Annotated in this window: 19 protein-coding genes; 10 read left to right on the top strand and 9 right to left on the bottom strand. The window is 40.7% G+C overall.

Annotation, left to right across the window (positions count from 1 at the left end):
- Positions 1 to 13: 13 nt before the first annotated feature.
- Entirely contained in the window at positions 14 to 772 is a 759-nt protein-coding gene (gene eutC / locus OKW21_RS12365) for an ethanolamine ammonia-lyase subunit EutC (protein WP_277479809.1), read from the bottom strand.
- Positions 773 to 776: 4 nt separating this feature from the next.
- A complete protein-coding gene (locus tag OKW21_RS12360; RefSeq protein WP_277479808.1) occupies positions 777 to 2,162 on the bottom strand; it encodes an ethanolamine ammonia-lyase subunit EutB in 1,386 nt (461 codons plus the stop codon).
- A 125-nt stretch (positions 2,163 to 2,287) separates the two neighbouring features.
- Between OKW21_RS12360 and OKW21_RS12355 the strand changes: the two genes are divergently transcribed.
- Positions 2,288 to 2,476, top strand: coding sequence for a hypothetical protein (locus tag OKW21_RS12355; RefSeq protein ID WP_277479807.1), 189 nt, complete (start codon positions 2,288 to 2,290; stop codon positions 2,474 to 2,476).
- A gap of 170 nt (positions 2,477 to 2,646) precedes the next feature.
- On the top strand, positions 2,647 to 2,982 hold the full coding sequence (locus OKW21_RS12350) for a hypothetical protein (protein ID WP_277479806.1): 336 nt from the start codon (positions 2,647 to 2,649) through the stop codon (positions 2,980 to 2,982).
- A 29-nt stretch (positions 2,983 to 3,011) separates the two neighbouring features.
- On the opposite strand, the gene OKW21_RS12345 is transcribed toward OKW21_RS12350, so the two are convergent.
- Positions 3,012 to 3,665 carry an alpha/beta hydrolase gene (locus tag OKW21_RS12345; RefSeq protein ID WP_277479805.1) on the bottom strand — a complete coding sequence of 218 codons (654 nt, stop codon included), beginning with the start codon at positions 3,663 to 3,665 and terminating at the stop codon, positions 3,012 to 3,014.
- 96 nt (positions 3,666 to 3,761) lie between these two features.
- Positions 3,762 to 4,673: a malate dehydrogenase gene (locus OKW21_RS12340; protein WP_277479804.1), complete on the bottom strand. Its 912-nt coding sequence runs from the start codon at positions 4,671 to 4,673 to the stop codon at positions 3,762 to 3,764.
- Between the two features lie 75 nt (positions 4,674 to 4,748).
- On the opposite strand from OKW21_RS12340, the gene OKW21_RS12335 reads away from it, so the two are divergent.
- The 4 genes from OKW21_RS12335 to OKW21_RS12320 all read left to right on the top strand — a co-directional run bounded on the left by OKW21_RS12335 (position 4,749) and on the right by OKW21_RS12320 (position 7,389).
- The gene (locus OKW21_RS12335; RefSeq protein ID WP_277479803.1) at positions 4,749 to 5,738 is read left to right on the top strand and encodes a Gfo/Idh/MocA family protein; all 990 of its coding nucleotides are present in this window, start codon (positions 4,749 to 4,751) and stop codon (positions 5,736 to 5,738) included.
- 88 nt (positions 5,739 to 5,826) lie between these two features.
- Positions 5,827 to 6,294 carry a GbsR/MarR family transcriptional regulator gene (locus OKW21_RS12330; RefSeq protein ID WP_277479802.1) on the top strand — a complete coding sequence of 156 codons (468 nt, stop codon included), beginning with the start codon at positions 5,827 to 5,829 and terminating at the stop codon, positions 6,292 to 6,294.
- A 186-nt stretch (positions 6,295 to 6,480) separates the two neighbouring features.
- The gene (locus tag OKW21_RS12325) at positions 6,481 to 6,633 is read left to right on the top strand and encodes a hypothetical protein (RefSeq protein WP_277479801.1); all 153 of its coding nucleotides are present in this window, start codon (positions 6,481 to 6,483) and stop codon (positions 6,631 to 6,633) included.
- Between the two features lie 303 nt (positions 6,634 to 6,936).
- Positions 6,937 to 7,389, top strand: coding sequence for a BLUF domain-containing protein (locus tag OKW21_RS12320; RefSeq protein WP_277479800.1), 453 nt, complete (start codon positions 6,937 to 6,939; stop codon positions 7,387 to 7,389).
- Between the two features lie 72 nt (positions 7,390 to 7,461).
- Here OKW21_RS12320 and OKW21_RS12315 read toward each other — a convergent pair whose 3' ends face one another.
- Genes OKW21_RS12315 through OKW21_RS12305 form a run of 3 tightly spaced genes read right to left on the bottom strand, consistent with a single transcriptional unit; the run spans position 7,462 to position 11,918 of the window.
- Complete coding sequence (locus OKW21_RS12315; protein WP_277479799.1) at positions 7,462 to 9,852, bottom strand: ATP-binding protein; 2,391 nt, start codon at positions 9,850 to 9,852, stop codon at positions 7,462 to 7,464.
- Positions 9,849 to 11,390, bottom strand: a complete 1,542-nt coding sequence (locus OKW21_RS12310; protein ID WP_277479797.1) for a TIR domain-containing protein — start codon at positions 11,388 to 11,390, stop codon at positions 9,849 to 9,851. Before OKW21_RS12310 ends, OKW21_RS12315 begins: the two co-directional genes overlap by 4 nt.
- Before the next feature lie 57 nt (positions 11,391 to 11,447).
- Entirely contained in the window at positions 11,448 to 11,918 is a 471-nt protein-coding gene (locus OKW21_RS12305) for a DUF4231 domain-containing protein (protein WP_277479796.1), read from the bottom strand.
- 290 nt (positions 11,919 to 12,208) lie between these two features.
- Between OKW21_RS12305 and OKW21_RS12300 the strand changes: the two genes are divergently transcribed.
- Positions 12,209 to 12,772 carry a GNAT family N-acetyltransferase gene (locus OKW21_RS12300; protein ID WP_277479795.1) on the top strand — a complete coding sequence of 188 codons (564 nt, stop codon included), beginning with the start codon at positions 12,209 to 12,211 and terminating at the stop codon, positions 12,770 to 12,772.
- Entirely contained in the window at positions 12,757 to 13,359 is a 603-nt protein-coding gene (locus OKW21_RS12295; RefSeq protein WP_277479793.1) for a DNA-3-methyladenine glycosylase I, read from the top strand. The genes OKW21_RS12300 and OKW21_RS12295 overlap by 16 nt, the downstream gene beginning before the upstream one ends.
- 15 nt (positions 13,360 to 13,374) lie before the next feature.
- On the opposite strand, the gene OKW21_RS12290 is transcribed toward OKW21_RS12295, so the two are convergent.
- Together OKW21_RS12290 and OKW21_RS12285 are read right to left on the bottom strand one after the other, a co-directional pair.
- Entirely contained in the window at positions 13,375 to 14,625 is a 1,251-nt protein-coding gene (locus OKW21_RS12290) for an McrC family protein (protein WP_277479792.1), read from the bottom strand.
- Positions 14,609 to 16,219: an AAA family ATPase gene (locus tag OKW21_RS12285; RefSeq protein ID WP_277479790.1), complete on the bottom strand. Its 1,611-nt coding sequence runs from the start codon at positions 16,217 to 16,219 to the stop codon at positions 14,609 to 14,611. Before OKW21_RS12285 ends, OKW21_RS12290 begins: the two co-directional genes overlap by 17 nt.
- A gap of 556 nt (positions 16,220 to 16,775) precedes the next feature.
- Here OKW21_RS12285 and OKW21_RS12280 point away from each other — a divergent pair.
- Both OKW21_RS12280 and OKW21_RS12275 read left to right on the top strand, forming a co-directional pair.
- The gene (locus OKW21_RS12280; protein ID WP_277479789.1) at positions 16,776 to 19,715 is read left to right on the top strand and encodes a SusC/RagA family TonB-linked outer membrane protein; all 2,940 of its coding nucleotides are present in this window, start codon (positions 16,776 to 16,778) and stop codon (positions 19,713 to 19,715) included.
- An 18-nt stretch (positions 19,716 to 19,733) separates the two neighbouring features.
- Complete coding sequence (locus OKW21_RS12275; RefSeq protein ID WP_277479787.1) at positions 19,734 to 21,227, top strand: RagB/SusD family nutrient uptake outer membrane protein; 1,494 nt, start codon at positions 19,734 to 19,736, stop codon at positions 21,225 to 21,227.
- Positions 21,228 to 21,263 lie beyond the last annotated feature (36 nt).

Genomic DNA, 21,263 nt, shown 5'->3' with positions numbered 1-21,263 from the left:
GAATATGTATATTTTATTTCTTCAAACTGATTTGTAAATCATCTTTAAGTTGAACTCCTGATATCTTTTTCCTGATCGATTCATTTATAAGATAAGTCAACTTTTCTGCTGCCATAATGTAGGGCATACCTTCTGGTCTGACATTAGAAATACAGTTTCTTTTTTCATCGGTATTTCCTACTACAGGAGAGTAGGTCAGATAAATACCCAGACTATCAGCGGAGCTAAGGCCGGGACGTTCACCTATAAATATAATTGACATCCTGCATTTTAAGGCTTCTCCAATTTCATCACTAATCGCCACTCTGGCATGTTTGACTAAGCTGATGGGAGCTAAGCTAAAGTTTAATTTACGCAGTTTTGGAATCAAAATTTTGAATAGTGGTGGAATGTGACGGTGTATGGCTTGCGCTGAGAGTCCATCACCAATGATGAGTGATATATCGTACTGACTTGCATTTGACCTCACTTTAGCTTTACTCTCATCATTCAAAACTTTTCCCCAGTCAGGACGGAGGAGGTAGCTTTGCCTGTCTTTAGCCAATGTATTCAGTTCAATAGCCTCATGATGAATGAGTTTTAGTTCTTTTATAAGCTCAGTTCTGTTGAATGATGTATGTACAGCATCGCGGGCCTGAGCATGTGCCAACTGAAATTTAAGGAGTTCTTCAGTACTAATGCTACTTCCAGCCTTACCCAAAGCTATTCGGGCACCGGTATGTTGTCTGAGATTTTGCCAGAAATCTTCTTGGTAAGTAGGGCTATGAGACATATTGCTAGTTAAATAAAGGGTTTTCATTCAGCAGTTGCTGTGTCTCCGGTTTATGAGTTAAATTCAGTTGATCGTTCATTATACCCCATTTCTGAAGCCAGGCATCAAATTCAGGAGCGGGCCTTAAGTCGAACAATTGGCGAATGTATAAGGCATCATGGAAAGAAGTGCTCTGATAGTTGAGCATAATATCATCCGCACCGGGTACACCCATGAAGTAATTACATCCAGCACTGGAAAGCAAGGTTAAAAGGTTATCCATATCATCCTGATCTGCTTCGGCATGGTTCGTATAACACACATCGCAGCCCATGGGCAGGCCCAGTAATTTGCCGCAGAAATGATCCTCTAATCCGGCTCGTATGATTTGTTTACCATCAAAAAGATACTCCGGTCCGATGAATCCAACTACAGTATTGACCAATAGCGGATTAAAATGACGTGCTACCGCATATGCTCTGGCTTCACAGGTTTGCTGGTCTACGCCATGGTGAGCATTGGCAGAGAGTGAACTACCCTGTCCGGTTTCAAAGTACATCACATTCTGGCCTAGAGTACCTCTACCCAATGATAGCGCTGCTTCGTATGCTTCCTGAAGTAATGAGATACTAACCCCAAAGCTTTGGTTTGTTTTTTCGGTGCCTCCTATGGATTGAAAAACCAGGTCAACAGGACTTCCTTTTTGTATGGCATCAATTGTGGTGGTCACATGAGAAAGTACACAGGCCTGTGTGGGTATCTCAAATTTAAAAATCACCGCTTCCAGCATTTCATACAATTGTATGACAGTCTGCACATTATCAGTGGCAGGGTTAATGCCGATGACGGCATCTCCACTTCCATAAAAAAGGCCATCCAACAAGCTGGCAGCAATTCCTTTGAGGTCATCCGTAGGATGATTGGGTTGTAGTCGCGTAGAGAAATGTCCCTTTAAACCAATGGTGTTTCTAAATTTTGTAACTACTTTACATTTATCTGCAACCAGAATAAGATCCTGTATCCGCATGAGCTTGCTCACTGCGGCTACCATTTCAGGAGTTAGGCCCGGGCTGATTTTAGCCAATATATTAGCATCCGTTTCATAGGCCAAAAGCCAGTTTCTGAAGTCACCCACACTTAAGTGACTGATAGTTGAAAAAGCCTCTCTGTCGTGCGTATCAATAATCAGTCGGGTGACATCATCTTTCTCGTAAGGGATCACAAAATCTTCCAGAAAAGTTTTTAGGGGCACATGAGCCAAAGCCATTTGTGCAGCAACTCTTTCTTCTGCACTCCCAGCTACAATTTCAGCCATCTGATCACCTGAACGAAGAGGGCTTGCTTTAGCCATCAGTGTTTTGAGGTCGGCAAAGTGATAGCGATGTTGACCAATGGTATGTTGATAGTTCATAAAGCAACATGTGTTTGCTTAAAAATAAAGAATAAGAAGTAAATAAAAACCGAGAAGACTTATTAGTTTAGGCTTAACACTCAGCTAGAATAACAGTTAGGGTATTAAACTAAGATGAACACTCAATGAACATTCAAAAAGCATTCGGCATATTTTTTACATTATTAGGTACTGCTATTCTCATGTTATCTGTTTACGCAATGATCTCCGGACCTATTGTGATATTTGAAACGGAAGTGACCGCTATGAAAGCAATTATTCCAGCGATACTTGGCATCATTTTTTTCTCCGCCGGGGTAAAGTTTTTTCGGTGAGTGGACCTTAAAAAGTCACTGATATACAAGTAAATGCCAAAAAAAAGTGTTAGCTTATATATCTGCTAAATTATACCTAAGCTGATTGATTATTTTTAACTAAAGAAGCAATTTTAGCTTACTTTCAGGATTTAGATTATACGGTTCAGCACTACATCAATTTAATACCTATGGAAAAACCACTTAACGCAGATGACAAGCTAAATCTGATCATGTATTCAGAAGTTGCCTATATTATGCATCTGGGTAAAGAGTATGAGGAAAAGATTCTCAACGCGCAAGAGACAATGAATCCGGTGATCACTGTCAAAAACATTAACGGCTGCAACACTTCTATACCTTTGGAAAGAGCGCTTAAGCTATTGGAAAAATATTATAAGTTAATCAACAAGTCCGCTGAGTCTTTAGAGGCTCATGAGCCAGAAACGACAGTTGCTGACGACAAAATAGTTACGGAGAAAAAAAAGAAGGCAAGCGAAAAATATATGATAGCTGGTTCCTTTTAAACAAAATTTGCTGACCTCCCTATATAGAATTAGTTAACCTGTTCGGCTAGCCATGCTTTAACATCATTAAAGCAGTCCATGTTTACTTCATGCGCCATATCATACTCTTTGTATGTATAGTCAAGTTTTAATGTTCTGAGGTAGTCATTGGTCGCTCTACCCAAAAATATTGGAAGCACCTGATCCCCTGTGCCATGCGTTGCAAATATTTTTAGTTTTCTTAATTCTGGCTTAAAACTGAGTTGTGGTGTGATTTCCCGAAGAATATAACCGCTCATAGCCACAATACCCCTTACCCTGGAAGCTTCACTAAATGCAGTAGCATAACTCATGATCGCTCCCTGACTAAAGCCACATAGGTAAATCTGATCCAGATCTGGTTGGTAGGTTGCTATGGCTTCATTCATAAAGCTATGTAACTGTCTGCGGGCATGCATCACCTGTTGAATATTTGCACTGGGGATGCCACTGGTCAGATCAATGTTAAACCATGCATATCCACCAAAGCCATAGGAAATAGGGGCCTGGACACTTAATATCAGGTATTTAGGATCAAGCAGGGGAGCGAAGGAAAATAAATCCTGCTCATTACTTCCCAGCCCATGCAATAACACTAGCATGGGAGGATTTTTGTCTGATTTTATCTGAGGATCTCTTTTAATATGTTTTAATGAAAATGGCATATAATTTATTCTATTCAAGTAGTGTGGCAAGATACTTATGAACTTTAGAAAATACTCATAAAAGGTCAATTAAGCGAATAGTATCTTTGGTCTTTGTCAGCTTTGTTTTACCTTTTGGATAACCTTCCTGATCACACTTGCAGAATATTTGAATGCGTTTATTTCCTCATCAGAAAGTTGAGGTTGAAAAACTTTTTGTATCCCATTTCTGCCAATAGTTGCTGGTAGGGACAGGCAGACATCTTTTTCGTCTAAATATGAGTTAATCAGTGTACTTACGGGTATGGTACGATGGTTGTCTAAATAAATACTTTCTATGATCAGGGTAGTAGCCATGGCAATGGCAAAATTTGAGTATCCTTTACCTCTCACAATCTCATAGCCAGAACTGGCCGACTCTTTGATGAGGGCAGCAGACTCCTTGGCATTGGTAATAATTTCTCCTCCCGCAAAAGCGATGCTCAAAGCATGAAATTGCGTGTCCCCGTGCTCACCTAATATATAGGCACGGATATCATCCGGATGGATTTCTTTTTGTTCAGAAAGCCGCTTTCTAAGCCGGGCACTGTCGATGAGCGTGCCAACGCCCATCACCTGGCCAGCTTTAAGTTTGCTCAATTGAAGGGTTAAATAAGTCATCACATCCACCGGATTGGTCACTATCAAAAAGACCGCCTTCTGGTTTTTTGCACTTAGCTTAGGGATAATTTCACGAAAGATCCGGTAGTTTCCGGGTGCCATTTCAAAGCGGCTTTTATAATGTTTTTCATATGGCACTGAAAGACAAAGCACATAAACGTCTGCCGCTGGCGGGTTATCAAGAGATGCTACGCTGATTTTAATTGATTTTTCAGTGAATGCCTGGCTGTGTCTTAAGTCTATGGCGTCACTTTCTGCCTTCTGCAAATTTCTATTGACCAGTATCAACTCTTCACCGATTTCCTTAAGAACCAAAGTGTAGGCAATTGTAGCCCCTACATGTCCCATACCCACGATAGCGATTTTCATATTTGCTTATTATACACGATTGTCTAATTTCACTAGTTCAATTTTTAACAATTTTTCATCTAATACCAAACCTTTATGAAAGCTTTACAACTAGGCATATTAAGCGTGTCAGGATTTTTTCAAAAGAGAATAGCTATTCCTATTGCCAAATCTCCCCTTGTAGATATTGCAGCCATCGCTTCACGGTCTGAAGAAAAAGCAAAAAATGCTGCCAGAGAATATGGCATTCCTAAAGCCTATGGGAGCTATGAAGCCCTCCTATCAGATGATAATGTGGAAGCTGTATACATTCCTCTACCAAACCACCTTCATGCGCAGTTTATCAAGCAGGCTGCTGATGCAGGTAAACATATCATTTGTGAAAAACCCATCGCCTTAAATGCGAAAGAAGCGGCGGAAAGTATTGCTTATGCTCATCAAAAAGGAGTAAAAGTCATGGAAGCTTTTATGTATCGTTTTCATCCTCAATGGCAGCATGCCAGAGAACTGATCAGAATGAAAGAAATTGGGAAAGTGCAGTTGGTACAGTGCATTTTTGCTTACAACAACACTGATCCTTCAAATATTCGCAACCAGGCCAAGGCCGGGGGAGGAGCTATTTTGGATATCGGATGTTATGCGGTTTCATCCAGCAGATTCCTGATAGGTGCGGAACCCAAAAGAGTGGTCAGCCTCACGCATTATGATGAAGAATTTAAAACTGACACTTTATCTACCGGTATCCTGGATTTTGGTGACAGTAGAGCTGAATATACCATTGGCACCCAGACTTTTCCTTATCAGCGGGTAAATGTACATGGATCAAGTGGAGTGATTTCTATTGAAATTCCTTTTAATACTCCTGCCGATGTTGAAACAAGAGTAAGCGTGACCAATAGCGTAGGTACCAGAGAAGTATTGCTGGCTCCTGAAGATCAGTATATTCTTGAATTTGAAGCCTTTGCGAAAGCTATCAAAGAAGATTCCGAAGTTCCTACTCCACCCAGCGATGCTATCGCAAATATGAAAGTACTGGACGCTTTATTTAAGTCTTCCCAGGAAAACAAATGGATAAACATAGAATAGTTTTTAGTTCAGAACTTATTGAACTGAAAAAACTAACTTGTGTTTCTTTCGTATATAGAATCATAATCGTACAGGATTACTATAGGTTATGACTGAAGAAGAATTAAGACATGAAACGGAAAACATAGGCTTGTCATTTGATAAACTTGGTTTAACACCTATGGCAGGGAGAGTGCTGGCATATTTAATGCTTTCAGACCCTCCCTACCGTTCTTTTGACGAAATTGTGGATCATCTCCAGGCGAGCAAAAGTTCAATAAGCACCACTCTCAAATCGCTGGACCAGACTGAGATGGTAACTTATAAGACATTTCCCGGAGATAGAAGAAGGTATTTCAGAGTCGCTCCTGAAAGATGGATGGCACAAATCAATATTCATGAAAAGTTTCGCATAATGGTAAATATTTTAAACCAGGTATTAGCAATGCGTACGGGTAAGGAAAACGAATTAACCCCGGGGCTTAAAGATGTGAGAGATATGTATCTTTATTTTGAAACCGAGATACCGCGTATGTTTCAGCGCTGGGAAGAAATTAAAAAGAAAAGAGAAACTTAAAAATTTACATTATTAGTTCTGTATGTACAGAACTAATCAGACATGATAAGTGATTTGATTGAAATCTGTTTCGCCATGAGATAACTTATCATGCTCTTTCTGCTATTGTCAGAGGTTTCAATCCCAAATACTCAAAATATTTAAGGGGATTTATCCAGCAAGCCTCAGCATAAGCAGGTTTTTGATTTGGAAAGCAGTATTTCTTATGGCTTAAAACATAATGCTTTACTGCAAGCCAAGGCTTTAGAAAATAAAACTTCTAAAGCTCTCAGGCAAAATGCCTACAAACAGCTCGTACCGGATTTACCTGCCAATGCCAAGCTGGATCATTACTGGTAAATTGATGTGCAGGCAATTCCTGCAGAACTAATTGGAGGCCCGGAAGGAGAATTTATTCCGTTACGCGTAGGCACGCCATGGAATATCAATTAGGTGCTAAACACAGAAATTGATCTGGTTAATGCCGTTAAAGGAAAGGATATACCAATTGCAAGGATCCATGAACAGATGAAGTCATTAAAATGCTTGATGCTGAAAACGTGGGTAGTCACCTTATTGACGCTATTTGATCAAACATTTTAACCAATTCTAGCATATCATTGAAATGGTTTGGCTATATTAATATAGCTAAACGCCACATCAATGTTAAATGATATCTATGCGCTGTCATATATCAGCATCGCTTTAGAAGAATTTGATGAGCCAAAGCTCAAAGCACTTGCCCAACATGCCATCCAAAAGAACAAAAGATTAGACATCAGTGGGTATTTATGCTTCATGCATAACATGTTTTTTCAATATCTGGAAGGTAGCAAGACAGAGGTAGTTGACCTGATGAATGAAATAGAAATGGATATTCGGCATCAGGTAATTAACCTGATTCATTTCGGTAGTATTAAGGAGCGCAAATTTTTAGGATGGTCAATGCGATATCTTGATGATGGAGAACTTAGTTCGATACATCTGGAAGATATGCTCAACTGGATTTTCACAAGCATGCAAACAGAGGATATACCCTTGGCATTGCTTAAAGAAAAGGTTCACATCATGGTTGATCAGATCAAAACACTGCGTGGAAATAAAACGATCAACTGAAAATATTTATCAATCGGTTTTTAATCCATTTGAAAGGCTGTAGTCTGTAGTATTAAAAATTAAGGAAGCTATTTATGGACTTAAGGTGAATGACTTTTTACCGATTAAATCTCCTCTTCCATTATAGAGCCTTACTTCAGCAGGTTTTTCAGCTTGCTCAGGATTAAAGTATTGTACTGTCCAGGTAGGAAAGCTGGATTTAGTCTTATCCGAATATAGAATTTTTTTTCCATCAGAATAAAATGCGAGTTTTACGGTATTGTTAGGTGCATCATTCGCATTAAACCAGAGATAAATCGGTATGCCATTTCCTACATTAAAAGTATCCTGTGAGAGTGGTGGATTGGTAATTTCGTCTCTCGTTGGCTCATGCATCAAAAAGCGTATATCATCCTGATTGCTAATGTTAGCGTACTTATTAACGATATCAGTATATTCCTTAAGTTTAGTATTTACTGCTCTAAACTCATCAGTATTTCTTCTAAGCGAAGCAGCCTTCTGCCAGGCTTTAAGGTGTTGACTGACCGTGACATCCCCAGCACCTGACAGTTGTTGCGCATGCTCATAACTTTCAAGAATACCAATTTTTCTTTCTATGGATAGTAGACTATCCTCATTCAAAAACTTACTGTTTCCGTCACCCATAAGTTTTTGATACTCAGATAACAATACAGCATCGCTGCTATTGATTACTCCACTTTCAATCATTTTCACAGTATCCTGAATGTCTTTGACTTTGAACACCTGTTCAATATCATTGAGTGAAACGGATTTATCTGTAAAACCCATTCTTCTCAGAATTTCTGCTTTCAAAGAGTCCGATTCTCTGCGCGCGTTTTCAGCAGTTTGCAAGCTTCCGTCTGCTTTGTTATAAAAATAAAGGGTTGCTATAAACAGTAGAAAGCAGATGCCTCCAGCAATCCCTACGATCAAATTGATTTTTTTTGCCCGTCTTGCTTTTTGTTTTTGCTCTTCTTCTTTTCGTTTATATTCTGCTTCTATTGCGGCTTTTTCTTCAGCTTCTTTAAGCTGTTGTTCTCTCCGGCTTTTTCTAAGGTAGCCAAGTACTTCATCAAAGTTATCATCATATCTTTCTGCCCAGGGCTGATTGGTATTTTGTTCCTCTCTCCAGTTCAATGCAAACTGGAGATACGGTTCAGTAAGGAGAGAGGTTTTTTCTTCCTTGTAAAGCATGGCCGCATCAGACAGGCGCTGATAGGTGCGTACGGATTCCTGTTCATCATTAGTCCATCTGATCAGGCGTTTCCAGATACGCATAAAGCTTTCATGTGAGATGTCAATGATAGTATCTGATTCAAGTGCTTGCCCTGCGGGAGGCATCAGAAATGAGCGGCTGGGCTTACGAAAGATTTCTATTACTTCTTTGACTTCATCTTCAGAAGCTTCCGCAATCGCACAGAGCGCACTAAGTTTGGTTGGTCTTCTAATCCCTCTGCTTTCAGTACCCACGTCAGTAAGCGCCTTAAAAATTTTCTGACAAACGATCTTTAACCTACCGCTTGGCAATTCTTTATAGGCTCTCTCAGCGTGTTGGTCCAGGGCTTCTGACATCGTCCCTATTTCCTGATAATGTCTTAAATCCAGTGCTTGCTCAGGCTTTTTTTCTTGTTCCCAGGCTGCCCAGGTCCGGTTCAGCGCATGTTGCAAAATGGACAGTTGATCGGGATTATCCCCTACATCATTGATCAGCCTCATGAGCAGACGATCTGTAATTTTACCTCCTGCTACTTCAATAGGTCCGGTGATTGCGCTTTTACGTTCTTTACGCTTCATCCTGGGGACCAGGTACTGCCCTTCATTAATCATTTCAGGTAAACCCCTGAACCTGGAGCAATCTCCCAGAAAGTCAGAACGCATGGTAATGACAATGTATATGGGGAGTGCGCTTTGTTTCACAGCTTCTAAAAGGAGATTGACGAAGGCGATGGCATTGTCTTCATTTTCTCTTCCCTGAGTTCTCAATTTCTGAAAACGAAAGAGCTCCTCAAACTGATCTACTACAATAAGTAGGTTATTGTCTGATGGCAGACGTGCCTGCTTATAGGTTTCTACCAGCCCCAGCTTACTGCGTTGCAGATTTGTCGTAAGTATTGCTGAAAGGGGGAGTTTCCCTACTCTGGCGGTAGGAAAAAGGATGCCAGGTTTAGCCAAAGCCAATGCCATTTCCCGAATAGGATCATTGCCGGGACGAAACTTTGCTATGCGCCATCTGCTACCTGCCTTGGGCATATACCCTCCGTGTAATGCAGGAAAAAGTCCACAGTTCACTAATGAGGATTTACCACTCCCTGAAGTACCTACTACCGCCAGAAAACGGTGTGTACTCAGCTTGTTGATCAGTTCATCAACCTGCGTTTCCCTACCAAAGAAAAGATAATTTTCTTCTTCATTAAATGGACGTAGACCGGGAAAAGGATTGGTATTGACAGAAGTTAATATCATGATACAGACACATGTTCTATTTTATTCAGTAATTCATCCAGCAGTTCAGGGGAGAAGCCACCCATACCATTAATGACATTTTCCATACCCAGTTCAATCATCTCTATCTTGTCTATTGTATCAGGATCAGCCAGATAGGTATAGGTGGCAAGCAAAGGTTTTTCTCTAGGATAGCTGTTTATTTTCCTGAGCTCACTCATTTTACTCCTTTTCCAGTATTCATCACCCTTACCATAAAAAAGCAAAATGGCATCACATCTAGTCAGGTTCTCTTCCAGATCTTTGCGAATACTGCTGCTGTCCCCCTCAAAAAGAGGTATGTTCACTTCTAACTGCTTAGAAATCAAAAATTTGCGAAGAGGTAGAGTGGCTGCCCTGTCTTTAGCATCACAGATCAGAAATATTTTTTTGTCAGAAGCGGTATCATCTATTAAAGGAGTCAGAGAGGGATTTTCAAGCTGTCTAAGTTTATCAAACACGGTAGATTTAAATACTTCAAGGCTTCCTTCAATGACCTCGGCACCTTGCTGGCTTTCTTCGCTTTCGTTTATGCTTTGAATAAATCTCTTCTGCCGTTCATCCTCAACGCCCAAAAGGTTGGCAATCCAGATCATGCGTGCCAATCCGTTTAACTTACTTTTTTCAGCGGCGATTTCATTTTGTAAGATGATCGCAGATTTCTCCTCCGGACCGTCGGGTATACCTCCATATAATTTACCTACAAAATGTATTGCCAGCTGACTTTTGTCCAGAGAATCACTGACTTCCTGCTTGAATTGATCAGCATTCATTGAAAGACTCGTATCAGGCAATACCTGATAGCCATGATCTTTGAGTTCTCTTACAAGCTGGTCTCTTGCTTCCAGTAGTTCATAGCTGGTTTGTGCTACATAAATGGTACTGATTTTCCTGTGTGGAATAGTCAATTTTTCCTTATCCACTGACAATTCTTCAGTCCGAGACTCTTCAGCCCGAGACTCGTCAGTCCGAGACTCATTAAGCATATTTATGATTTCCTGGATGTCATAGGCTAAGTCATCTACCCGATTGAGGTATGCCTGTTCAGCTTCGCCTCCAAAAATTTTGTTGAATTCTTTGGGACGACCATTTTCATCAAGTTTGTAGAATTCATAGCCGAGGGATTCGGCAATTTCTTCAGGCATTTTCTCTCTATTCACCGGCGTCTTAATGACTTTGAGAATACGCGATTTATTCTCCACTCTAATGCCCAGATTTTCTGAGGCGACTCTGCAAAATTCTTTGATTTCCTTAGTGCACCATTCAGAGTTGATATAACGGGGTGAAATAACAGAAATAAAAAGAGCGGTTTTTGGAAACTGACCAACGATTTCATCACTGAAAATATCAAGTCCTTTCAATTTGTTGTCCCTCCAGATCTTGACATTCTCACCAAGCTTCATGCTAACCAGTGACTCCAGAGAGGCATGAAAATCAGAAATCCAACCTTCATCTTCATCACTGATAGGTTTGTTATCTATGTGTGCGTAACTGATAAACGCGTGTTTCTCAAATTTCATAGTAATAGGGTAATAGGCTGTGATGAGGTTTTAAAGAATATTGATGACCCTTAAATGTTAAACCACACTTGTTTCTAATGGCGCAGATGTAATAGGTGATTTGTCTGGCTGTTTATCCATCTGTTTAGACCAACTTCCATTTTCTTTGGAAATGATCATTTCAACGTTTTGAACAAGAAGGTTGAAAGTTTCTTTTTCATGGTAAGGTTCGGTGCCCGTGAGATATAAATATTTCTGAAGTTTAAGAGACTCACAGGTACTTCGGTAAGCAATCCAGTTTTCCTGAAACTTATATAGGCTATTCACAGCTGTGATGGCCGCCACTGTAACCCCAATGATACCTACAAAAATAGCGATGTAATTATTCTCAGCGATGTAGGCTGAAAGAAAGGGAATAGAGGATGATGAAATGATCGTAATAAGCTGAAGACGTTTATACATGCGCTGGTTTGAAGAACTCTTTTTATTATACCATTCAATCTGGTCTTCCAGCCGTGTCCCAATGTATTCTTCAGGCGAGACGCTCATGATCAATTTGTTTAAGGTTGCAGAAAGGTAGTATATAGATGAATCGTTTTCACAAGCCAGCCCTGCTTTGCTTAAGCTAAGCATTTGTGACTATTTTTCCTAATGAAAAGGCCATTTGAGAAGTTTGATTGCAGCATAAAATGGAGCTGATGTTGTGCCTGGCATTTCACAGGTAAAAGGATTCATAAGCAACTCTAAAATTGTATGACAGCACCGCTTTAACTTATTTTTTTAAGCTTACTTAAATTTTTGCCAAATTATAATCTTGTTATCTACAAGATTATTTTTCTTTGTTGATGATTTCTTATGAACTGAGTAAAACAGATGAGACCCTGCAACAGATTCTTGTTTTGCAGTACAAAAATTTAGAATCTAGTATTAGCAAGGTAGAGCTCATGAATGAAGGCTTTGTTACTGTACATCATGACCAGCAACTGCTGGCTGATATCGGAGGTAAGTACGGGCATATGGTGGGTAAAGCAGATGGAGTAGTGATTGCTTATGCGCTGGTAATGCTTAAAGAATATAGCAACCATGTACCTGTGCTGGTGCCCATGTTTGAAAAGATCAATACGCTGCATTACAGAAATAAGGCCATAAATAATACTAACTACCTGGTAATGGGGCAGGTGTGTGTTGAAAAATCATTTCGTGGGAAAGGCATATTTTATGATCTCTATACACACATGAAATTACATTTATCCCAAGATTTTGATTATTTGATTACAGAAGTTGCTACCAGAAACCTGAGGTCTGTTCGCGCCCATGTCAAAGTGGGTTTTAAAAGTATCCACAATTTCCAGGCGGATGGAGAAGACTGGGATATACTGCTATGGGATTGGAAACAACACTAAATATCAAAATGGTAATAGAGCAAGAACCCAAACGCTGTGACTGGTGCCTCAAAGACCAGCTTTATAAAGACTATCATGATCACGAATGGGGTATTCCTATTCATGATGATACCCAATGGTTTGAAAAGATTAGCCTGGATGGTGCCCAGGCAGGCTTAAGCTGGTATACTATACTGGTGAAGCGAGAAAATTACCGAAAGGCCTATGAGCAATGGGATGTAAAAAAAATTGCCTCCTATGGTGATCAAGATTTTCACCGACTGATGAATAATCCAGGCATTGTACGTAATAAACTCAAGATCAAAGCATCCATTACCAATGCCCAGGCCTTTTTAAGAGTTCAGGAAGAGTTTGGTACTTTTGATCAATACATATGGCAGTTTACGGCTCATAAAACAATCGTCAACCATCCGCTAAAACTCAGTGATGTTCCCGTAACAAGTGCTGTGTCGGATGTACTAAGTAAAGACCTGAAAAAGAGGGGATTTAAATTTGTAGGCTCAACCATATGTTATGCTTTTATGCAGGCTGCCGGCATGGTAGATGATCATTTGGTAAGCTGCTGGAGAAAAAAGGATAGCGTATAAAATGAGTTGGGTTCATCATGCCTCACTACTCACCGTTGTTTTATTGATGATGCGCTGAAACAGTTTTTTGGCCCAATCCTCCGGGAGAAAATCATTTTCTGTATACATGTCTATGAATGCCACTTCGCAGCTGATAGGAGACTCTCCTGTATGATGATAATCTGCAGCGTAACTTATTGCCTTGGTTTGTTGGGGATAAAGTAAAATACCACGCCTGGCCTTAAAAAAGCGATTGTAAATATAAATTTGCTTAAGGTCAGCATCATCAGGTTCATGGCTTTTAAGCATTTTCCATTTAGTATCCAGAATGACTGTTTCACCTTCAGCAGTGGTTAATACCATATCAGGCCTTATACTTCTTTGCTTCCAGAACCTGCTGCGCGCTTGAGGTTCAATCTTACAGCCGAATTCGGCTGCTGACTTACGTAGTGTGATCACCACATAATCTTCAAAGAGTTGTTGCATGTTGACCAGAAAACATTGACATCTCAGTTTGCCAGGACTGAACTTTGGCTTAAGATGCTTATGAATAAATTGTGCCCAATCTAAAGCTTCTTCGTAATGTGCTTCTTCCCTGCTCAGCCTTAGTCGGTTCAATTTTGAAAAATCAACTTGAGGTGAAACTACCGGAAAGTAAGGGAGTAGCCTTTTGACTTTTGAAATCAATTGCTGATTGAAAGTTATCTTTAACGTTTTTTCAAGGGCGATGCGAATGAAAGCATTGAGCATGTGGTGGCTGTCAAACACCTGATGTTCAGTAAATACCCTTTCTTTGTGAACACAGTTTTTTCGCACCTGTTCTTGTATTAAAATCTTGCCTTTGAACGAGGGTTCATTTCTTTTTACCTTACGATATTGATTGATCAATCCTTTTGAAACAAGCATTTCTACTTCACTGACGAAGCTGAAGAGAAAAAAATCAAACAGGTTTCCTTTGGTATCTGCTAGGCTGCTGTTTGTGCTTCCGGAAGGTATTTTTCCACTCACCTTTAACATATCCAATAAAAGCAGGCGGGTCTGAGTACTACTTTGCGAGTTGGTCTTGGGCAATATCTCCAAGGTCAGGCCTTCTAATGCGATTACTCCTACATAGTGTAGCGCTTTGATGCCCTGGTGGATGATCTGAAAATAGGGGGGGTATTGACGTTCATTGAGTTGAAGTAATTGGTTCCAGTGCTGCTCGGTAAATATTATGTCATGCTGTACATCCCCGATGCGTAAAGTCTGATGTTCAAATATCTGAATATAGTTACCGCTCTTTCTCATAAATCTTCTTTACAGCTTCCAAAAATGCTTCATCGGATAAAGGACGTAAAACATACGATTTTTTTTCGTAACTGTCATCAGGTACCGGATATTCAGTATCATACTTTGGAAAGAAAAAATCTTTCTCATCATGGGTATCATCAAAAAAGGACTGACCAATTACCCATTGAATTTTACCATAATCGTCAAAAAAATATTCCTGTAAGAGCGGGATGATCTGCTGATAAAATATTTCTTTTAGTTTGAATACTGGCTGTTTCGCGCTCAATACTGGCAAAAGGTAAGCATGACCAATTGTATGGTCTCTATCCAGTAAGCGAACTAAACGGGCGTTCATCAGGCGTAACATCTTCTCTAAGTCAAGCTGCTCAAAAATCTCTTTCCCCTTAGCCTGGTACTTCTCTTTTTCTTCAGCAGCTAAAGCGTGTGAAGTTTGATTTTGAGTATTATCGGCATTTAACAGGTTCTCATTGGGTAGGATTTCCTGGAAATCAAAACGACGTCTTAATGCGCTGTCCAGACTACTAATGCTTTTGTCGGCGGTATTCATCGTTCCCAGTATAAAAAGATTGGGTGGCACACTAAACCTTTCTCTTGAATAGGGTAAAATCGTACTCAGAGCATGTTTGTTTCCCGCTCTTTTGTCATTTTCCAGCAGGGTGATCAGTTCACCTAAAATAGCAGGTACATTTCCCCGGTTGATCTCATCAATTATCAACACAAAATTTCCTGCTTTCTGAAAATCCGCTTGCTTGAGTTGGTGATAGGTGAAATTGCTGATTTCACGCTTCATATTCTGGTAAAGCTCATCATTAACCGGCTTACCCATAAGTCTACGATTGCTAAGCAGATAATTGTAGGTCGTATTCCGGGTTTGCTCAAAGATTTTAAGACGGTTAAATACCGACCAGTAGAGGCTTGAATTACTTTTGCCGGTTACTTTCTGAATATCTTCATTGACATGCTCAATTTCCTCCACTGAACTAAACCGTCTGTACATTAACGCCATACTGGACTTCGTGACGCCATAGGAGCGACTACCACTGCCATAGCGAAACTGGAGTGTGTCGTTTTTATTGATATCTATCAGATAAAGTGGCTTTTCTGATTTAGTCTCAAATATCACTTCCTGATTATCATCTTTCAGGTTTCTTTTGAGATAATCCAGAAACTCATAATAGATCGCGTCAAAGTTTCTCTTGTATTTGCCCTCGCTATCCTGCAAGAGTCTTTTCTGTTGACTTTGGTATAATGAATAAGCAGCATTAAGGCATATCTGCTTGAAGATTCCATCTTCTATATCGTAATAAAGGTCATCTTTCTCGTTTTTGAAAGGTTTGAGTCCCTCTACAAAGTCTTCATAAGCGAAGGAGGGATGGAAGGTTATCAAAGCAATTTTTCCCTCTTTCTGGTACTTTTCAAATCTTTCCTGCAGGAGTTGAACATGATTTGCAGGATAAGCCTTATTGAAGGCTTCCTTATCCATTTTTTCTACAATTCTTACTGCCTGACGAATACAGTGTAAAGTCTTACCAGTACCTGGAGGGCCATAAAAAATAGTATTTAACGGATAGGAAAAAAAGTCCATTTTCATCACTCAAATTTACATAATGAACTCATTCAAGCAAAATTCATAAATACTTGAATTTCAAAGCTTTAATAAAATGTCTATGATCACAAGTTTAGGAAGGAAAACGCTGTCACCTTTTTTAGCCATTTAACTAGCATAGCTTGAATTGCAGTTTCCTGTTTCCTATAAAATTGGAAGAAAGTGCAGCATGTAAAAAAACATTCGTTTGATAAATGTAAATATTACAATTCAATTAAGAATTCGCAGTATTGAAGTTATTTTTTTCAACAGAAATGAGGTTTATTAAATTCCTTGGTGTTAAGTCTACCCTTAGTTGAAAATTAAGTATAATTCAAACGATATAATTTTAATAAATATGAAAAAAATAGATTCTTTTTTTAAACTTATTTCCTTTTAATTTTTTGATAGGTAAGCATCACTATGCGTTTTTTTACCATTAAGTTATTTTTTAAACATTTTTTTTATGGATATATCTACAGTATGTTCAAAGTTATTTCGGGGATTCCTATCCTGTTTGATATGCTTAATAACATTTGTTACTCCCGTTTTAGCCCAGGAGGTGAGCGTTAGGGGTCAGGTTTTAGCGCCGGACGAAACCGCTATTCCAGGTGTAAATGTTGTGGTCAAAGGTACAAGTCAAGGTACAGTCACTGATATTGATGGAAATTACAGTATAGGAGTTTCCAGTGGAAACGACACCTTGATTTTTTCATTTGTAGGCTATGCCAATCAGGTAGTACCTATCAATGGGCGCTCCACGATTGATGTTACACTTCAGGAAGATGTGGAAGAACTTTCGGAAGTGGTTGTGGTAGGTTATGGTACCCAGCGAAAAAGTGATTTGACAGGATCTGTTGCCCAGCTGGATGGTGAAGAGCTCAATGCTGTTCCTTCACAATCCCCCTTACAGGGGCTTCAGGGCAAGGTAGCAGGCGTGCAGGTTACCAGCAGCTCCGGAGCTCCGGGCGCTGCTCCTTCCATTCGTATCCGGGGTACGGGTACTTTGAATGATGCTTCACCGCTCTTTGTCGTAGATGGGGTTCTTCTAAGAGAAGCAGAAGATATCAATTATCTGAACTCAGATGATATCGCCTCTATGGAGATATTAAAAGACGCTTCTGCTACAGCTATCTATGGCGCGAGAGGAGCAAATGGTGTAGTAATCATCACGACAAAACAAGGGGAAGAAGGGGATGCGAGAATCAATGCCGATGTATCCTATGGTTTTCAGACAATACCCAATAAGATTGACATGCTCAATGGTCCGCAGTGGAGAGCTCTTGCCAATGAAATTGATCCCTCTGCATATCCAATTGAGGATGTGCCCAATACGGATTGGCAGAATTTGATTTTTGATGAACCTGCAGGACTTTTAGATGCTAACCTATCTATTTCCGGAGGAAGCGATAAAGTGAGGTATTATGTGGCAGGTGGATACTTTAACCAGGAAGGTGTAGTCCCTTCATCAGATTTTGAGCGTATATCGCTTCGTCTAAATAATACTTACGAACTTTCAGATTTCTTTGAGGTAGGCCATAATATTTCAGTAGCCCGTACCAGGCGTAACAATGAACCGGGAGGAATCATAGCTTCCGCTTACCGTGCCCGTCCGGACATTGCGCCTTACAATGCCGAAGGTGGTTTTTCTGAAGTCCCTTCTCTTTCCAATCCATTAGCCGCCATTGAATACAATAACAGTAATTCCACCGGACTGAGTACGGTAGGTAATATATTTGCTGAAGTCACTTTTCTGGAAAATTTCAGACTTCGCAGCAGCTTTGGCGTGAGCGCTGACTTTTACAAATCCACCAACTTTACTCCTGAATACTTTGTGTCATCCGTCCAGCAAAATCAGTTAAGTGATTTATCAGTGCGTAGGGAGGAAGACACCCGTTGGTTCTGGGAAAGTACGCTTAACTACCAAAAAGAAATTGGAGTTAATCGCTTTGATGGTTTAGTAGGATTTACGCTTCAGGAAGAACGCTTTGAGTTTCTGGAGAGCCGTACTGAAGGGCTACTCAGAGCTGATGAAGCGCTTCGCTTTATTGACGGTGGGCAGGTTGATGAGGAACAGACCGATGGAAATGGTAATCAGCAGGCTATCCAATCCTTTCTCTTTCGTGCGAATTACGCCTATGACAGCCGCTATTTACTCACTGTAACAGGTCGCCTGGATGCGTCATCTGTTTTTGGAGAAAATTATCAATACGGTTTTTTCCCTTCAGTAGGGGTGGGTTGGAACATCGCCCAGGAAGCATTCCTTGAAAACAGTAATTTCTTTACCACGCTAAAGCTACGTGGTAGCTGGGGAGTAACCGGAAATGATAGAATAGGTGCTGAAGCACGTTTCCCCTTGATCAATACCGGGCTGGATGCGGTCTTTGGACCCGGGGAAAATCTCTCGCCCGGTGCTACTGTAGGTGTCGCCGCAAATGAAAACCTACGCTGGGAAGAAACCACACAATATGATGTGGGACTGGAAATCGGTATTTTGGATGGAAGGCTGAATATAGAAGCGGACTACTACGACCGTACTACCAGCGATATATTGATTCCCATCTTCGTTCCCGGATATTATGGAAACGGACCTTTCGTAAGTGTAGTGTTTAACACTGCTGAAGTGCTCAACCGTGGTTTTGAATTCAATATCAACTGGAGAGAACAGATTGGTGACTTTAGCTATAGTATTGGCGCCAATGGTACCACAGTAAATAACGAATTGTTAGAAATAGGATCTGAATCCGGTGTTAATTCATTTATTACCGGGGGTAGTTTGAACAATGGGCAGTTGGTGACCAGAACTGAAGTAGGGCAACCCGTGGGCTCATTTTATGGCTATCAGATCGCCGGTGTTTTCCAGAATCAGGATGAAGTAGATACTTATCCTGCTATTGGAGGCCAGACAATAGGTGACTTTAGATATGTTGATAATAATGGGTTAAATGAAAATGGGGAGCTGATAGGAGAAGCAGATGGAAACTTAACCGAAGCGGATCGTAACTTTATAGGTTCGCCCATACCCGATTTTATTTATGGCTTCAATTTTAATCTTGGCTATAAAGGCTTTGATCTTGCCATGGACTTTCAGGGACAAGTAGGTAATGAAATCTACAACGGTAAACGCGCCCAGCGCTTCGCTTTGGCAAATTATCAGGCACTATGGCTTGACCGCTGGACAGGACCTGGAACCAGCAATAGTGTGCCACGCGCCAGCGCAGGAGGAGTCAATTTTTTGCCTTCAGAATTTTTTGTTGAAGATGGAAGCTTTCTCAGGCTGCGTACTGTCACCCTGGGGTATGACCTACCGGCTGCCATGGCTGAAAATCTAAGCCTCACGCAGGCCAGAGTGTATGTGAGAGGGACAAATGTATTTACCATTACTGATTATTCTGGCTATACCCCTGAAATTGGAGTAGGTAGTCCCACTGCTGCGGGAATAGATCTGGGAGAATATCCTGTCACATCCATTTATTCTGTAGGGATCAACATAACATTATAATCACGAAATCAAGGTATTATGAATACTATAAAATCATTTATCATATTATTAGTAACTGGAGGCTTATTGGTATTAAGTAGTTGTGAAGATTTTCTGGAAAAAGAACCGTTGGGAGATTTAACCACCGAAGCTTTTTATGAAAGTCAGGACGACGCAGTATTGGCTACCAACGCTATCTATAATGCTTACCGTGCCTGGTTTGTCACCGGTGGATTTCCCATTGCAGATATCATGTCAGATGACATGGTAAAAGGTAGTAGTCCGGCGGATGCTGCTTTTCTTTCAGATATTAACAATTTTAACTTCACACCAGGTGAAGGCGCCTTTTCTAACATTTGGTCAGCCTTATTTGTAGGGGTACGCCGAGCCAATATCGTACTTGAAGAGGTTCCTGATATTGAAATGGACGAAAATTTGAAAAGCCGTCTGTTAGCTGAAGCGCGCTTCCTGAGAGCTGCTTTTTACTTTGAACTGGCACGTTCCTATGGAGATTTACCAAAGGTGTTGTCTTCCAAACCTGAGAGAAATTTATCTCGTGTACCGCGAGATGAGATTTATAATGAGATCATCATTCCTGACCTGCAATATGCCATAGAGAATTTGCCTAGAAAATCAGAATATGGTGACGCTGATTTAGGACGTGCCACGCAGGGAGCCTCACAGGCTTTGCTGGCTAAGGTGTACCTGTATCGCCAAAACTTTAGCGAAGCTCAGGCACTGGCAGAAGCGGTAATCAGTTCAGGAGAATATAGTCTCCCCGATTCATTTGCAGAAGAATTCGCACCCACGCAGGTACAAGGGCCGGGTGCTGTGTTTGAAATTAGTGCAATCCAGGACAATTTCAGCAATGGCGGTAACCAGTACGGACAAACACAGGGAGTAAGAGGTACTGTGCTGGTAAATGGTGAGCCTGTAGGAAAAGGCTGGGGTTTTGGACGTCCAACCTTAGACCTCATCAACTTTTACGAAGAAGGAGATCCTCGCATGGATGCTTCAATCATTTTTTTAGGAGATACGATCTATGGTGAAGTAATCGTAGGCGATGGAGGAACACCCGATACGACTTATAACGAAAGTGGAGAGATTGAACAGTTGGAGACCTATAATCAAAAAGTCTTTATGCCTGGCATTCAGGATGCCCAGTTTGGTTACAACCGAAAAATATTGCGCTATGCTGAGGTATTATTGATAGCTGCCGAAGCGGCCAATGAAAATGGAAATACCGCCCAGGCGCTGGAATATCTAAACCAGGTAAGAAGCAGAGCATTTGGTGATGCATCAGCGGCAATCACAGAAACAGATCAGTCTGCATTACGTCAGCTTATCTATGATGAACGCCGTGCCGAGCTGGCACTGGAAGGAGAGCGTTTTTACGATCTGGTACGTACCGGCAGAGCCGTTGAAGTGCTTGGTCCACTGGGTTTTCAGGCAGGTAGAAATGAGTTGTTTCCTGTACCTCAGAGTGAAATAGATATCACCGAAGGGGCCATGCGTCAAAATCCCGGCTATTAGACAGAACCGGAGTAATGCAATCACTTAACTTCATTT

The sequence above is a fragment of the Catalinimonas alkaloidigena genome (genome assembly GCF_029504655.1).
GTDB classification, from domain to species: domain Bacteria; phylum Bacteroidota; class Bacteroidia; order Cytophagales; family Cyclobacteriaceae; genus Catalinimonas; species Catalinimonas alkaloidigena.
Note: the sequence above shows the minus strand (reverse complement) of the source record. Positions and strands in the feature narration are given on the sequence as shown.

What these genes read in the sequence shown, in the direction of transcription:
- OKW21_RS12310 (WP_277479797.1), bottom strand. Translation starts at nt 11,390, where the DNA reads ATGAAATTTGAGAAACACGCGTTTATCAGTTACGCACACATAGATAAC.
- eutC (WP_277479809.1), bottom strand. Translation starts at nt 772, where the DNA reads ATGTCTCATAGCCCTACTTACCAAGAAGATTTCTGGCAAAATCTCAGA.
- OKW21_RS12275 (WP_277479787.1), top strand. Translation starts at nt 19,734, where the DNA reads ATGAATACTATAAAATCATTTATCATATTATTAGTAACTGGAGGCTTA.
- OKW21_RS12305 (WP_277479796.1), bottom strand. Translation starts at nt 11,918, where the DNA reads ATGAGCGTCTCGCCTGAAGAATACATTGGGACACGGCTGGAAGACCAG.
- OKW21_RS12335 (WP_277479803.1), top strand. Translation starts at nt 4,749, where the DNA reads ATGAAAGCTTTACAACTAGGCATATTAAGCGTGTCAGGATTTTTTCAA.
- OKW21_RS12285 (WP_277479790.1), bottom strand. Translation starts at nt 16,219, where the DNA reads ATGAAAATGGACTTTTTTTCCTATCCGTTAAATACTATTTTTTATGGC.
- OKW21_RS12345 (WP_277479805.1), bottom strand. Translation starts at nt 3,665, where the DNA reads ATGCCATTTTCATTAAAACATATTAAAAGAGATCCTCAGATAAAATCA.
- OKW21_RS12340 (WP_277479804.1), bottom strand. Translation starts at nt 4,673, where the DNA reads ATGAAAATCGCTATCGTGGGTATGGGACATGTAGGGGCTACAATTGCC.
- OKW21_RS12290 (WP_277479792.1), bottom strand. Translation starts at nt 14,625, where the DNA reads ATGAGAAAGAGCGGTAACTATATTCAGATATTTGAACATCAGACTTTA.
- OKW21_RS12360 (WP_277479808.1), bottom strand. Translation starts at nt 2,162, where the DNA reads ATGAACTATCAACATACCATTGGTCAACATCGCTATCACTTTGCCGAC.
- OKW21_RS12350 (WP_277479806.1), top strand. Translation starts at nt 2,647, where the DNA reads ATGGAAAAACCACTTAACGCAGATGACAAGCTAAATCTGATCATGTAT.
- OKW21_RS12330 (WP_277479802.1), top strand. Translation starts at nt 5,827, where the DNA reads ATGACTGAAGAAGAATTAAGACATGAAACGGAAAACATAGGCTTGTCA.
- OKW21_RS12355 (WP_277479807.1), top strand. Translation starts at nt 2,288, where the DNA reads ATGAACATTCAAAAAGCATTCGGCATATTTTTTACATTATTAGGTACT.
- OKW21_RS12320 (WP_277479800.1), top strand. Translation starts at nt 6,937, where the DNA reads ATGTTAAATGATATCTATGCGCTGTCATATATCAGCATCGCTTTAGAA.
- OKW21_RS12315 (WP_277479799.1), bottom strand. Translation starts at nt 9,852, where the DNA reads ATGATATTAACTTCTGTCAATACCAATCCTTTTCCCGGTCTACGTCCA.